Genomic DNA, 13,963 nt, shown 5'->3' on the forward strand with positions numbered 1-13,963 from the left:
GTAAAAACGCTGTATGTGGAGGCGGATGAGGATCATATCGCGCTACAGTTTCATGAGAAAAAAGGGGATGTAAAACGTTGGAACGGACACGGGGATAACCAGCAGATCGTAAAACTCGTATACGTCCACGAAGGGATCGAAACGAACGGAAAACGGAATCAATTAAAACATCCCTTCTACTTTGGCGGAGTACGTCCAGGAAAGGAAAATGAGGAACTGTGGAAAGAGGTCTATGATTATATCCAAAAAACGTATGACATGGAAACATTAGAAGAAATCCGTTTCCAGTCAGACGGTGGCGGATGGATGAAAAAGGGACAACAGATGTTGGGAGGAACGTTCGTATTGGACGAGTTCCATTTGAGGAAGTATGTAAAAAGGATCTGTAGACTGACCGAAAAGGAAGATGCGGAAAAAGAACTACTGACCTGGATCCGAGAAAATCAAAAAAGGAAAGTAGAAGAATGGATTCAGGAAAAGTATGCCCGGTTAACGGAAAGAAAACAGAATAAGCTGCAAAAAGCGTGGAGTTATCTGAAACGGAATTGGAAGGGGATTCAGGAGCGTCTGAAGGAAACAGAGGAAAATATCGGCAGTAGCACGGAAAGCCATGTGAGCCATATGTTGTCGGCCCGAATGAGCAGCAGGCCAATGGGATGGAGTCTAAAAGGAGCCGATCATGTGGCCCAGTTGAGAATCTATTTGAAAAACGGAAGGGACTTGTCAGAGTTGCTGTTGCCTTTGAAGACGGAAGGAACAGAGGGAGCAGAAAAGGAAGATGAGAAACGGTGCTTTAGTGCGCATGAGATCCTTGCTTGGGAAAAACAAAAGCAAAAGAAAAACGGGAAATACATCGAGGCGTTACAGGCAACAGTGAGCAGACAGACTGGAGCGAAGTTCTATTTCCAATCGGCAATAGCCGGAATATGCTGACAGGAATGAAGAAAAGTGACAGGTGGAGTCTGCCTATATGGTTCCCCAGGTAGAGTTACACCATCTGGAATTAGAAGGATAATTGACTTCTTGGTTTTATCGGTGTTACAATAAGCGCAGTGCGTGCGGGGAGCGGACGCGGGATGTGTTCGCCGCCAGCGCTGCGCTTTTTACATGGGAAACCATGGCCCGGCCGGAGGCGAATTCCGGCGAGAACATGAGGGGAACAAGAGAATGAAACTACATGAAGGAAAAATAGGAGAGACCTACCGGGTGAAAAGCGTTCTCACGGAGGAACGGCTCACCAGACGGCTGGAGGCTCTCGGAGTAAACGAGGATACCCTCGTTACGCTGATGAATAAGAAGGGCAGCGGAACGGTGATCATCAAGGTTCGCGGCACCAGACTGGCCCTGGGACAAAAAATTTCCGACGGAATCGAGATAGGAGGACCGGAGAATGCCTGAGACGGATAAGAAAACCATCCGGGTCGGGTTTGTAGGGAATCCGAACTGCGGAAAAACGACACTGTTCAACGCCTTTACAGGGGCAAATTTAAAGGTGGCAAACTGGCCTGGTGTAACGGTGGAGAGAGTGGAAGGCGAGACGAATTATAAGGGGAGACCCATCAAGGTCATTGACCTTCCCGGCATATACAGCCTGACCTCCTATACCATCGAGGAGATTGTCACCAGAAAATGTATTGAGGAGAACCAGGTGGACGTGATCATCAACGTGGTGGACGCGTCCTGTCTGGAACGAAATCTGTATCTGACCATGCAGCTTCTGGAGCTGCGGAAACCGGTGATCCTGGCCTTAAACATGATGGATATTGTGGAGGAGCGGGGCATGGAAATCGACCTGCACCGCCTGCCGGAGATGTTGGGAGAGATTCCGGTGGTTCCGGTCTCCGCCAGAAGACGGACCGGCCTGGATGTGCTCCTCCACGCGGTGGTGCACCACTATGAGGAAGGCCCGAAGGGCATCGTGGTGCGCTACGATGACGACATTGAAAGCAAGATCAGCCAGATTGAGGAAATCCTCCGGATGAAATACGGAGAGATGGAAAATATGCGCTGGCACGCCATCAAGCTTTTGGAGCACGACGAGGAAGTAGAGCGGGACCATCCGGTGGACGTGAGCCATATTGCGGGAGAGAGCTACGAAAAGCGCATCATCAATGAGAAATACGACTATATCGAGGAGCTGGTGGAGGAATGCCTGTTCAACAAGCAGGAGAAAGCGGCATCCACAGACCGCATCGACGCCTGGCTGACTCACCCCGTCTGGGGAATCCCCATTTTTCTGGGGATAATGGCGCTGGTATTTTTCCTCACCTTTACAGTGGGAGACTTCCTGAAGGGGTATTTTGAAATCGGCCTGGAGCATTTTTCCGCCGGAGTGCTGGCGCTGTTTACGAGGTTGAACGTCTCCTCCTGGATCGTTTCCCTGGTGGTGGACGGGATTATCGCGGGTGTGGGAGGCATTCTCACGTTCCTGCCGAACATTTTCATCCTGTTCCTGGCCCTGGCCTTTCTGGAGGACAGCGGCTACATGGCCAGAGTGGCTTACGTGATGAATGAGACCATGAGTATGGTGGGACTGTCGGGAAAAGCGTTTTTGCCTATGATCCTGGGCTTTGGCTGCACCGTTCCGGCGGTGATGGCCACGAGGGCCCTTCCCAGTGAGAGAGACCGCCGCAGGACCATTTTGGTGACGCCTTTTATGTCCTGCTCGGCCAGACTGCCGATATATGTGCTGTTCGCGGAAATCTTTTTCCCGGAGCACGCCCTGCTGATCGCCTACTCCCTGTATCTGGTAGGCCTTTTGATGGCCATACTGATCGCGCTGATCGTACATAAAACCTCCCGGGACGCGGAGGGGGACGCCCTGTTAATCGAGCTGCCGGAGTATAAGACCCCCAATGCCAGGACGGTGGCCATTTACGTATGGGATAAGGTAAAGGACTATTTGAGCAAGGCTGGAACCGTCATTTTCGTGGCCTCCATTGTACTCTGGTTTGTGCTGAACATCGGGCCTGCGGGCTTTGTAGCTGACGTATCGGAGAGCTTTGCGGCTATGGTGGGCCGTATCCTGGTGCCGGTGCTGATCCCCGCGGGACTGGGCAGCTGGCAGATCGGCGTTGCCCTGATCTCCGGGCTTTCCGCCAAGGAGGTGGTAGTGTCCAGCTTTGCCGTGCTCTACGGGATCAGCAACATCAATTCCGACGCCGGCATGAGCAGCCTGGCGGCCGCCTTGGGACAGACAGGCTTTGGGCCGGTAAACGCCTATGCGCTGTTGATCTTCTGTCTGCTCTATTCGCCCTGTATGGCAGCGGTGGCGACCATTCACCGGGAGACTGGTTCCTGGAAATGGACGCTGCGCATGGTGGCATTCCAGCTGCTGGTAGCCTGGGCGGGGGCGGTGCTGGTTTACCAGCTGGGCAGCCGGCTGTTTTAGCAGGAGGGAATCGCCGCGGATTCCCCGGAAGGCGTGTAGAGACGCCCGCTTTCCCTGGAGTAGAGGTAAATGTGGTCGGAGAGCTGTTCCTCCCGCCGCACCTCGTCCTCGTTGATCTGGGAAACCATATTGCTGAAAAATGAATGACGGGAACTGCCCCGGTCCGGGGTGAGAAGAACTTCGTGGATACTGGACGGAAGGACGATCAGGTCGCTTTCGGCAGCGTCCGCGAAGTTTTTTAATTGGCCGGGATAAAGCAGGCATCCGGCCCCGTGAAACTCCGCAGTGTTTGTGAGAATGTAGAGGGGGTGGGAGACGTTCTGTTCGGAGACCAGCTTTGCAATGAGGTCGGCGTCGTACTCATCTCCCAGGTGGGCGGCGGCCATGCCCCGGATGACGTCGGACAGGCTGCGCACTGTGGGCGGCAGCATGGACAGGGAATTTTCCAGGGCGAGAGAGAACAGTTCGTCTATGGACATTTCCCACCGGGCCAGCTGTCGTTCGTCAATGTCAGAGGAAAAGCAGGTTTCCCCGTCGTCAAACATCAGGTAAAAGACGATGGAAAGGTCTAAAAACGGGATATGGGGGAGGGACTGCAGCAAGGTCCGGTTGGCGGCGGTGGAAATCAGCTTGTAAACGATGTGGTCCCTGGCATGGGAGAGGGAGGTGAAATTCCGGAAACGAACCTCGTCCGGATGAGAATTTTCCTGGTAAACAGCCCAGATCTCAGCTATAATGGAATCAATGGGGACGCCGTTTTGGTACTGGCGGAAATAGCTGTCCAGATAGATGGCGGGGGCGATGGAATCCTGCGGACGGCAGATGCACAGACTGTCCAATATGACGCCATTATTTTTGGGAATCTGTTTCAGAGATACGGCGGCCTGGTCACCGATCAGGTTTTGAAGGCGGAGCGCGACGGTTTCCAGAAATGTTTTGTATACCATGTGTATACCTCCTTTGATGTGAAAAATAGAAATTCAGAAATGGAAGTGCAGCTGCCGGAACCGGGCTGCGAACTCAATATGTGAGTCTCATTATAGCGGGTCACGACCGCGATTGCAAGGGGGAATTGAAAAAAATGAAAAAAATCAGGAGACACATCTTTTTTTCCGGAATGGTGCAGGGCGTGGGCTTTCGCTACCGTTCCTACTACGCGGCTAAGCAGCTGGGGCTCACCGGCTGGGTGCGCAACCTCATGGACGGACGGGTGGAAATGGAGGTCCAGGGAGAGGACTACGCCATCCGGGAGATGATTGACCAGATCGGATCCGGCTGGAGCGTTTCCATTGATCAGATGGAGAGCTGGGAGGTTCCGCTGGAGGAGGAGCGGGAGTTTCGGATCCGGAACTGAGGCGAAGGGAATAAAACGAGGACAGGGCGCTCCCGCGCCGGAGCGCGGTTTTGCCGGTGGCTGTGTTTCGCCGGGCGGAGTGGGGTTCCGCCAGAGGATTTTGCCATGATAGTAACAGTTCAGCCATGCCATTCATAATTTGACGGATTCTACAAAATTGGCTAACGTTAAATGTTGTTAGCTGTCAAATTATTCATGCCGGGCGTCCGCCCTATAGAAACATATGGTAAAACACTGCTTAGTGAGCAAGCTCCCACGCAGTGTTTTACCATATGTTTCTGCATGGCTGAACTGTTACTCATGATATGATAAATTGTCAGAAAAATACTTGACATTTTCCCCAAAAAGGAATTAACTATAAAGTATTGATACCGAGGAGGAGGGGTTGTAATGGACAGAATAGAACAGAGAATCTGTGAAATCATTGACGGAAAGCAGGAAGAAATCAAGGCCTTTGGCCGTGACATCTGGCACCATGCGGAGATGGGATATAAGGAATTCCGCACTGCCGGGAAGTTCGCGGAGGTCGCAGAAACGCTGGGATTGGAGACGGAAACCGGTCTGGCGATTACCGGCGTGAAAAGCTATCTGAAGGGAAAAGGGAGCGAAGGGATCACTGTGGGCGTGATCGGCGAGATGGACGCCCTGCCCATTCCCAATCATCCCGATGCCAATCCGGAGACGGGAGCGTCCCACTGCTGCGGCCACAACGCTCAGCTGGCCGGCGTGGTAGGAGCCATGTTTGCCCTCACTGATCCGGAGGTAAAGGCGGCTATGGACGGAAATGTAGTGTTTATGGCGGCTCCCGCAGAGGAGTATGTGGATGTCCCCTACAAGAAAAAGCTGATGGAGGAGGGAAAGCTGGGCTACGGCGGCGGAAAATGCGAGCTGATCCGCATTGGCGCCATGGATGACATTGATATTGCCGTGGGCCATCACACCGCTCCGGGAATGGATCTGCGTTTGAGCAACGCCAGCAGCAACGGCTTTGTAAACAAGGTGATCACCTACACCGGCGTGTCTTCCCACGCGGCGTCCGCTCCTCACTGCGGCATAGACGCCCAGAACGCGGCGGTTCTGGCCTTCCATGCCATGGATATGCAGCGGGAAAGCTTTCAGGAGAAGGATTTTGTGCGCCTGCACTCTGTGATTACCAAGGGCGGCAGCGCGGCCAATATTATCGCGGATCACGTGCAGCTGGACAGCTCCGTGCGCGCGAAACACATTCCGGCTTACGTGGACGCGGCAAAGAAAGCGGACCGGGCGTTCCGCGCAGGTGCCATTGCCACTGGCTGCGCCATGAGAATCGAGACGGTGCCGGGCTATATGCCCACAGTGCCCTGCAGTGATGTGACGGCGTTAAAAGAGGCGCTGGAGGAGGTTGCTGACGGCAAGTACAAGATCATTTATCAGGGGGCAGACGAGCACATCTGCGCCTCCACCGATTTCGGCGACGTGTCCTGCCTGATGCCGCTGCTGCAGTTTTCCACCGGCGGCTACGAGGGCCAGCTCCATAACCCGGACGTGAGGGTGACGGACGAGTACCTGGCCTATGTGGTGACGGCGAAAATTTTCGCCCTTACGACTTACAAGCTTTTGAAGAACGGCGGAAATTACGCAAAGGCTCTTTTGGACAGCTACAAGGCTGTGATGACGAAGGAGTCCTATATCGAGTTTATGGACAGCATGACCTCTGTGGAGGAGCTGCCCATGGCGCCCCTTGAGATCGTGTAAAAAGCGAGAAAAAGAGAGGTTTGTTTCAGGTACCGGCGGCTCTGTGGAAACGGGGCCGCCGGGAAAGAAAAAGAGGTTTCCCGCGGAGGCGGCGGGAGCTTGCGTTTTCATTTTATCCGGCGAAAACCGGTACGACAGGAGGAATCTGCTTTCAATTTATGGACAAACAGGAAATACTGAAACGATACTTCGGCTATGACCAATTCCGGTCGGGTCAGGAGACGCTGATCGACAGCATCCTTTCCGGGCGGGACACCCTTGGAATTATGCCGACGGGAGCCGGGAAATCCCTGTGTTTCCAGATTCCCGCTCTGATGATGGACGGGATTACCTTAGTCATTTCCCCGCTGATTTCCCTGATGAAGGATCAGGTGGGAGCATTAAATCAGGCCGGCATTCACGCCGCTTTCTTAAACAGTTCGCTCACCGTTTCCCAGTATTACAAGGCTCTTGAATATGCCAGGGCAGGACGCTACCCCATTATTTACGTCGCCCCGGAGCGGCTGCTGGCGGAGGAATTTCTGGATTTCGCGGATCAGGTGAAAATCTCCATGGTGGCAGTGGACGAGGCCCACTGTATTTCCCAGTGGGGACAGGATTTCAGGCCCAGCTATTTAAAAATTGTGGATTTCATTGAGCGGCTGCGGGAACGGCCTGTGGTGAGCGCTTTTACGGCCACGGCCACCAGCCAGGTGCGGGACGACATTGTCCGGATCCTGGGACTGCGGGAGCCGACGGTGATGACCACCGGTTTTGACCGGCCGAACCTGTATTTCGGCGTGCTGTCGCCCAAGGACAAATACGGGGCGGTAAAAAATTACGTGGACACCCATCCCGGGGACAGCGGCATTATCTACTGCCTCACCAGAAAGCAGGTGGAGGACGTGTGCGAAAAACTGCGGGCAGACGGCATTTCAGCCACCCGGTATCACGCTGGCTTAAGCGACGGGGAGCGGAAGAACAACCAGGACGATTTCATCTACGACCGGGCCAGGATCATGGTAGCTACCAATGCCTTTGGCATGGGAATTGACAAGTCCAACGTCCGTTTTGTGCTCCACTACAGTATGCCGAAAAATATGGAGAGCTATTATCAGGAGGCGGGAAGGGCTGGCCGGGACGGGGAGCCGGCGGAGTGCATCCTGCTCTATGGCGGCCAGGATGTGATCACCAATCAGCTTTTTATTGAAAATAACCAGGACAATCAGGAGCTGGATCCGGCCACCCGGGCGATTGTGATGGAGCGGGATCGGGAGCGGCTGCGGAAAATGACGTTTTACTGCTTTACGAATGAGTGTCTGCGGGACTATATTCTGCGGTATTTCGGGGAGTATGGGGGCAATTACTGCGGAAACTGCTCCAACTGCCTGACACAGTTTGAAACGGTGGATGTGACGGAGATGGCCAGGGCCATGGCGGGCTGTGTGGAAAGCAGCGGGCAGCGGTATGGGGTGAATGTCATCCTGGATACGGTGCACGGGGCCAATACGGCCAAAATCCGGCAGTACCGGATGGACGGGAATCCTTACTATGGACGTCTGGCCAAAACTCCCACGTTCCGCCTGCGCCAGGTGATGAACGAGCTGCAGATCCGGGGCTATCTGGCGGTGACGGTGGACGAGTACGCGGTGGTGAAACTGACGGAATTGGGGAAAACTCTCCTGAATGGAGAGGGGTCTGTGGAAATGAAACTGGCGAAGGAGGCGGAACGTCAGCCAAAGGCGGAGAAAAAAGGACGGAAGAAGACGGCGGCAGCCGGACTGTCCCAGGCGGACGAGAGCCTGTTTGAGCGGCTCCGCGCCCTGCGGATGGAGATCGCCAGGGAGGAAAAGGTACCGCCCTATATTGTGTTTTCCGATAAGACGCTGCTGCACATGAGCGCGGTGAAACCGGCAGACCGGGAGGAAATGCTGTCGGTGACCGGTGTGGGCGAGTTTAAATTCAGCCGCTACGGGGAGCGGTTTTTGGCGGAAATCGGGAAGTGGCGTATTGACGCGGCAAAGGAACCGGTATATGATTAACAACAACCAATCAGACAGGAGGAGCAGGGAACATGAGCGATACACCGGAAAAGGGAAATGGGGCGGCAGTGCACAAACGGCGGCCGCGGTACAGCGGTACCCATCCCACGAGGTTTGAACAGAAGTATAAGGAACTGAATCCGGAAAAATACGCGGATACGGTGGCCCATGTGATTCAGAAGGGGAGCACGCCGGCGGGGATGCACATTCCCATCTGCGTGAAAGAGATCCTGGAGTTTCTGGACATCCAGCCGGGGCAAAAGGGGCTGGACGCCACCTTGGGCTACGGCGGCCACACCCTGGAGATGCTGAAACGGCTGGAGGGAAAGGGGCATATCTGTGCCCTGGATGTGGATCCCATTGAGTCGGCCAAGACGAAGGAGCGGCTGGCGCGGCTGGGCTACGGGCCGGAGCTTTTGACGGTGATCCATACCAACTTTGCAAACATCGACCAGGTGGCGGCGGAACAGGGGCCGTTTCAGTTCGTGCTGGCGGACCTGGGCGTCTCCTCCATGCAGATTGACAACCCGGAGCGGGGGTTTTCCTATAAAGCGGACGGCCCTCTGGATCTGCGGCTGAATCCGGAAAAAGGGGCTACGGCCGCGGAACGCCTGCGGGAGGTGGACGAGGAGGAGTTGCGGGGAATGCTGGTGGAAAATTCCGACGAGCCCTACGCGAAGGAGATCGCCAGAGCGGTGATGACGGAGTTTCGCCGGGGCGGCCGGATTGACACTACCGGTGAGCTGAAACAGGTGATTGAGCGGGCCCTTTCCTTCCTGCCGGTATCGGAGCAGAAGGAGGCGGTGAAAAAGTCCTGTCAACGGACGTTCCAGGCTCTGCGGATTGATGTGAACAGCGAATTTGAGGTGCTGTATGAATTCTTAGAAAAGCTGCCGGAGGCGCTGGTGCCTGGCGGACGGGCGGCCATTCTCACCTTCCATTCCGGGGAGGACCGGATGGTGAAACGCTCCTTTAAGGAATTGTGCCGGGCCGGGGTGTACCGTTCCGTTTCCACGGATGTGATCCGGCCGTCGGCGGAGGAATGCGCCAGGAACAGCCGGGCCAGATCCACGAAACTGCGCTGGGCGGTGAAGGCGTAGGGCGGAAACGGCTGGAAGGAAACGGTTTCAAAGAAACGGGGAATTTGAGAACACAGCGATGGAGAAATAAGAGAAGCGGACGAAACCGGGTCAAGCGGCTCCGGCGGGACAGTCTGCCGGAAAGGAGAGGGATATATGGCGGAATTATTGTATCAGGGACATGGGAGTTTTCGGATTCAGACGGAGGCGGGAACGGTCATTTTTGTGGATCCTTACGTGGGAGAGGGCTATGATCTGCCGGCGGACCTGGTGCTGGTGAGCCATGAGCACCACGACCACAACCGGGTGGAGCTGGTGACGCTGAAACCAGGCGGAAAGGTGTACCGGGCAGCGGACTGCCTGAAAAACGGGGAATACCGGGCCTGGACGGAGTTTGGCGTGACCATTCGCAGCGTGGCGGCTTACAATCAGAACCATCCCAAGGCGGAATGTGTGGGATTTCTGCTGACTGTGGACGGAAAGACCCTTTATATGGCGGGGGATACCTCCCGCACGGAGGAGATGGAGACGGAGCTGGCGGGCGAGCACATCGACTACGCGTTTCTGCCCATTGACGGGATCTATAATATGGACGCCGCTGAGGCGTCGGAGTGCGCGGCGGTGATCGGCGCGGTTCACAGCATTCCGGTACATATGAAACCGGGGGCGCTCTTTGACCAGGAAACGGCGGAGCGGTTTCAGGCGGATGGAAGGCTGATTGTAAAGCCGGGGGAGACGTTAAACTGGTAGAGGAATGGGCAAAAGCCGGAACGGAGGGAGTCTGTGCCCGGCTGAAATTGGGAATACAGGGAGGTAGATGCAGATGAAATTTTCCAGGAGGATGGATTGCTTTGGAGAGGGGATCTTCACCACGCTGGCGGAGATCAGGAGCAAAAGGATCGCGGCTGGGGAGCCGGTGATTGATTTGAGCATAGGAGCGCCCAACATCCCGCCGGCGGATCATATCCGCAAGGCGCTGTGTGAGGCGGCGGCAGACGAGAAGAACTATGTCTATGCCATCAGTGACCGGCCGGAGCTTTTGGAGGCGGTGGCCGGCTGGTACGACAGGCGGTATGGCGTAAAGCTGAATCCGGAGACAGAGATCTGCTCCCTTCTCGGCTCCCAGGAGGGACTGGCCCATATTGCGTTGTCGGTGATCGACGAGGGAGATATGGTTCTGGTGCCTGCGCCCTGCTACCCTATCTTCGGGGACGGCCCCAAGATTGCCGGGGGACGGATCTGGCATATGGAGCAGAAAAAGGAGAATGATTATCTGATCCAGTTTAGCGAAATCCCGGAGGAGGTGGCCAGGAAGGCCAGGCTGATGGTGGTTTCCTACCCCAACAACCCGACTACGGCCATGGCGCCGGATTCTTTTTACGAGGAGCTGATCGCCTTCGCGAGGAAGTACGATATTATCGTGATCCATGACAACGCTTACAGCGAGCTGGTGTTTGACGGTGCCTCCTGTGGCAGTTTCCTGAATTTTCCGGGGGCGAAGGAGGTGGGAGTGGAATTCAACTCCCTTTCCAAAACCTATGGGATGGCTGGAGCCAGGATCGGGTTCTGCCTGGGAAATGAACAGGTGGTTTCCCGGCTGAAACTGTTAAAATCCAACATGGATTACGGGATGTTCCTGCCCATTCAGATGGCGGCGGTGGCGGCCCTCACCGGTGATCAGTCCTGCGTGGAGACCACCAGAAAGGCTTATGAGAGACGGCGGGATCTGCTGTGCGAGGGCTTTGACCGGATCGGCTGGCATATGGAAAAACCGAAAGCTACCATGTTTGTGTGGGCGCCCATCCCGGAGCACTACGCCACCTCCCAGGAGTTTGTAATGGATCTGGTGGAGAAGGCCGGGGTGATCGTCACGCCGGGGAGCGCGTTTGGAGCCTGCGGGGAAGGCTTTGTGCGCCTGGCCCTGGTTCAGGACGAGGAGGCCATTGAGCGGGCAGTGGCGGCTGTGGATCAGAGCGGGATTTTGAAAAAAAGGTGACAAAAGGGGAAAAGGCCCCTAAAACAGATTCACAGATAAGCGGCCCAGAACAGGGGGGAGCAGATGCTCTCCTGTTTTGGGCCGTTTTTTTATTTAACAGGAAACTGCGTTTCCTGTTAAATAGGAATGCTCCGCAAGAAGGCGCACTCCGCGGGGAGGAATAGGACTGCTGGCGCAGCCGCGCTCCGGCGCAAGTGTGCGCCAAGCGCACACTTTTTATAAGAAGGGAAGAAGGGAAACGGAACGGGCTGGCTAAATCTCTTTATGAGAAGGAGACGATTACCGGCGAGGAGTTTATGGAGATCCTAAAACGCTGATAAGGGCGGTATCCCTGTCCCGGAAATTAGTCCAGCCGGCTGAATCCCTGGAGAAACCGGGCGCAGAGCTGGTCGTCCAGGGTGTAGATGTCGATGTAATTTCCTGCGGTTACGGCGTAAAAATGGGGGCCGGTTCCGCAGAGACTCTGATTGGGAGCCGGGGTGATGGTTTTGATCAGGGTGCCGTCTTGGTACAGATGGCGGAAACTGCCCTGTTCCGGGGAGTAGACGTTTAATATGGCGGTGGAATCGTCGATCACCATGGGATCCAAATAGAGGTCGTCCCGGTTGGCGAATCCGCTGGTGTCATAGTCAAACAGCCAGGTCCCGTCCAGACGGAAATAGTGATTCACGGTTCCAATTTCCAGATAGGGAATCGTATCCCCGCCGCTGATGGGATAAAAATAGCGTACATCCTGTTTTGACGCCCCGTATTGGGATAGAAGCTCCGGATAGGCCTCTGCGAAAGCCGCCGGATTGTCAGGGTATCCGCGGAAGTAGTCGGGGAAGGTCCTGGTTCCGGTGGGTTCTCCCATACTCAGGAGACGTCCGTCTGCGCCGGCCCGGCCGTAGGAACAGTTCCAGGACTGGGAGCTGGTGTCGAAAACGCCTTTTTCCAGGCGGTATCCGTCCTGATCTTCCGTGATGCTTAAATAGTCCGGTTCCAGCAGCCAGCGGTTTTTCTTCAGGGAGTAGAGCCCCATCCGGGGGATTTTGTCCTCCGGCACGTTCAAATCCGAGAGGATCAGAGGCCGCGACACGTCCCATTCTGTAAAAGTGCTGAGACTGGCGAAGGATACCTGGGGCAGATAGGTGACCTGCTCCATCCGGGAGTTGAAAACGGCGAGCCCATTTTCTCCGTAGAGGTAGTTTCCATCCCCCAGAAGGACGGTTCCCTCCGGAAACGTAAGGACGCCGGAGGGCGCGGCGGTTTCCTGGGCGAGAGCAGGCGGGAAGGATCGCTCCACATCGCGGATGCCCACGTAACCCAGCCCGTTGATCAGGGCCTGGCCGTCGTCGGAGGTGAGCCAGTCAAAGAGGATGCGGGCGGGAGAGCCTGCGGGAGCGTCTTTGCGGACGGCGGCGTAGAAATCGTTGACATAGGGGTAGCTGCCGTCCCGGATGGTCTCCGTGGATGGCTCGATCCCGTCCACAGCCATGAAACGCAGCTCTGGTTTCTGATACATATTGCGGGCGTAGTAGTACACGGAATAGCCCAGGGCGCCTCCGGTGTTGTCATAGGAGGCGACGGTTTCTAAGAGCCCTTCCATTTCAGAAATATAGTAGCTTGTGGGGGCCTCCGCCATGGGCGTGCCCCTCATAGCCAGCTTATCCATAAGGCTCTGGCTGCCGGAGCCTTTCGGGCGCTGGAAAGCGGTGATCTCCTGATCCGTGCCCCCGGTCTGGGCCCAATTCGTCATGGCCCCGGAGTAGATGGCTACGATCTGTTCTCTGGTGAGGGAATGGACGGGATTGGAGCGGTTTGCCATAAAGACCAGGGCGTCCCGGCCGATAGGCCGCAGCTCCAGCGGGCAGTCCGGTTCCGTTAAAAGCGCCTGCATTTTCTCGTCCGGTTCGTAGGCGATCACCAGATCGGGGGAGTATTCTTCGCCGTCGTACAGGTTCCAATAGGCGGCGGAAGTCTTATAGTGAGTGATGGCGGCCTCCGCCTCCCGCTGTCCGGCGCCGGTGACCAGACGGTAAAGGGCGTGGGAAATGGGCAGAGTGGCGGTAGAGCCGTCGATTTTCGGGAAAGAATCCGCCGCGATGGGAGGCGGAGCCAGGGGAGGCAAAGCCTGGGATGCCTTTTCTCCATCTGTCCCCGCGCTGTCCGTCTCTTTGGAAACAGGCTCAGAGCCCTCCGTCTCCCCGTCCGCGCCAACCGCGCCGGTGTCGTCAGCGGTCTGGGAAACAGCATCCGGCGTGGTTTCCGTCGGCGTTTTCAGGGGAGAACAGGACGTGAGGAGCTGGCACAGGGCCAGCAGGGAAAGAAACAGGGACAAATATTTTTTCATAGGCTGGACGCCTCCTTTCCGTGAGCTGGACGGGAAAACAGACTGCGGCAATTTGA

General features: G+C 55.8%; 11 protein-coding genes. 9 read left to right on the forward strand and 2 right to left on the reverse strand.

The window, feature by feature from the left end:
- From B5E84_RS15970 to feoB, 3 genes are all read left to right on the forward strand, one after another.
- Window positions 1-933 (forward strand): UPF0236 family transposase-like protein (locus tag B5E84_RS15970; RefSeq protein ID WP_204248604.1); only part of this gene is annotated, 933 nt, incomplete at its 5' end.
- A gap of 234 nt (window positions 934-1,167) precedes the next feature.
- Entirely contained in the window at window positions 1,168-1,398 is a 231-nt protein-coding gene (locus tag B5E84_RS15975; RefSeq protein WP_087224548.1) for a FeoA family protein, read from the forward strand.
- Window positions 1,391-3,391 (forward strand): ferrous iron transport protein B, encoded by a 2,001-nt coding sequence (feoB, locus tag B5E84_RS15980; protein WP_087224550.1) that lies wholly within the window; start codon window positions 1,391-1,393, stop codon window positions 3,389-3,391. Before B5E84_RS15975 ends, feoB begins: the two co-directional genes overlap by 8 nt.
- Here feoB and B5E84_RS15985 read toward each other — a convergent pair.
- Window positions 3,388-4,338: a DUF5688 family protein gene (locus B5E84_RS15985; RefSeq protein ID WP_087224552.1), complete on the reverse strand. Its 951-nt coding sequence runs from the start codon at window positions 4,336-4,338 to the stop codon at window positions 3,388-3,390. The genes feoB and B5E84_RS15985 overlap by 4 nt on opposite strands.
- Before the next feature lie 134 nt (window positions 4,339-4,472).
- Here B5E84_RS15985 and B5E84_RS15990 point away from each other — a divergent pair, with 134 nt between their 5' ends.
- The 6 genes from B5E84_RS15990 (at window position 4,473) to B5E84_RS16015 (ending at window position 11,575) form a co-directional block, all read left to right on the forward strand.
- On the forward strand, window positions 4,473-4,745 hold the full coding sequence (locus tag B5E84_RS15990) for an acylphosphatase (RefSeq protein WP_087224554.1): 273 nt from the start codon (window positions 4,473-4,475) through the stop codon (window positions 4,743-4,745).
- Window positions 4,746-5,135: 390 nt separating this feature from the next.
- Window positions 5,136-6,479, forward strand: coding sequence for an amidohydrolase (locus tag B5E84_RS15995; protein ID WP_087224556.1), 1,344 nt, complete (start codon window positions 5,136-5,138; stop codon window positions 6,477-6,479).
- Between the two features lie 158 nt (window positions 6,480-6,637).
- The gene (gene recQ, locus B5E84_RS16000) at window positions 6,638-8,500 is read left to right on the forward strand and encodes a DNA helicase RecQ (RefSeq protein WP_087224628.1); all 1,863 of its coding nucleotides are present in this window, start codon (window positions 6,638-6,640) and stop codon (window positions 8,498-8,500) included.
- Between the two features lie 32 nt (window positions 8,501-8,532).
- Window positions 8,533-9,600 carry a 16S rRNA (cytosine(1402)-N(4))-methyltransferase RsmH gene (gene rsmH, locus B5E84_RS16005; RefSeq protein WP_087224558.1) on the forward strand — a complete coding sequence of 356 codons (1,068 nt, stop codon included), beginning with the start codon at window positions 8,533-8,535 and terminating at the stop codon, window positions 9,598-9,600.
- A gap of 135 nt (window positions 9,601-9,735) precedes the next feature.
- Entirely contained in the window at window positions 9,736-10,329 is a 594-nt protein-coding gene (locus B5E84_RS16010) for an MBL fold metallo-hydrolase (RefSeq protein ID WP_087224560.1), read from the forward strand.
- Between the two features lie 73 nt (window positions 10,330-10,402).
- Window positions 10,403-11,575, forward strand: a complete 1,173-nt coding sequence (locus B5E84_RS16015) for an aminotransferase class I/II-fold pyridoxal phosphate-dependent enzyme (RefSeq protein WP_087224562.1) — start codon at window positions 10,403-10,405, stop codon at window positions 11,573-11,575.
- 343 nt (window positions 11,576-11,918) lie between these two features.
- On the opposite strand, the gene B5E84_RS16020 is transcribed toward B5E84_RS16015, so the two are convergent.
- Window positions 11,919-13,907 carry a PstS family phosphate ABC transporter substrate-binding protein gene (locus B5E84_RS16020; protein WP_242963413.1) on the reverse strand — a complete coding sequence of 663 codons (1,989 nt, stop codon included), beginning with the start codon at window positions 13,905-13,907 and terminating at the stop codon, window positions 11,919-11,921.
- Between the last annotated feature and the right edge of the window lie 56 nt (window positions 13,908-13,963).

This window comes from Lachnoclostridium sp. An14, assembly GCF_002160755.1.
In the GTDB taxonomy this organism is placed as follows: Bacteria; Bacillota; Clostridia; order Lachnospirales; family Lachnospiraceae; genus Lachnoclostridium_A.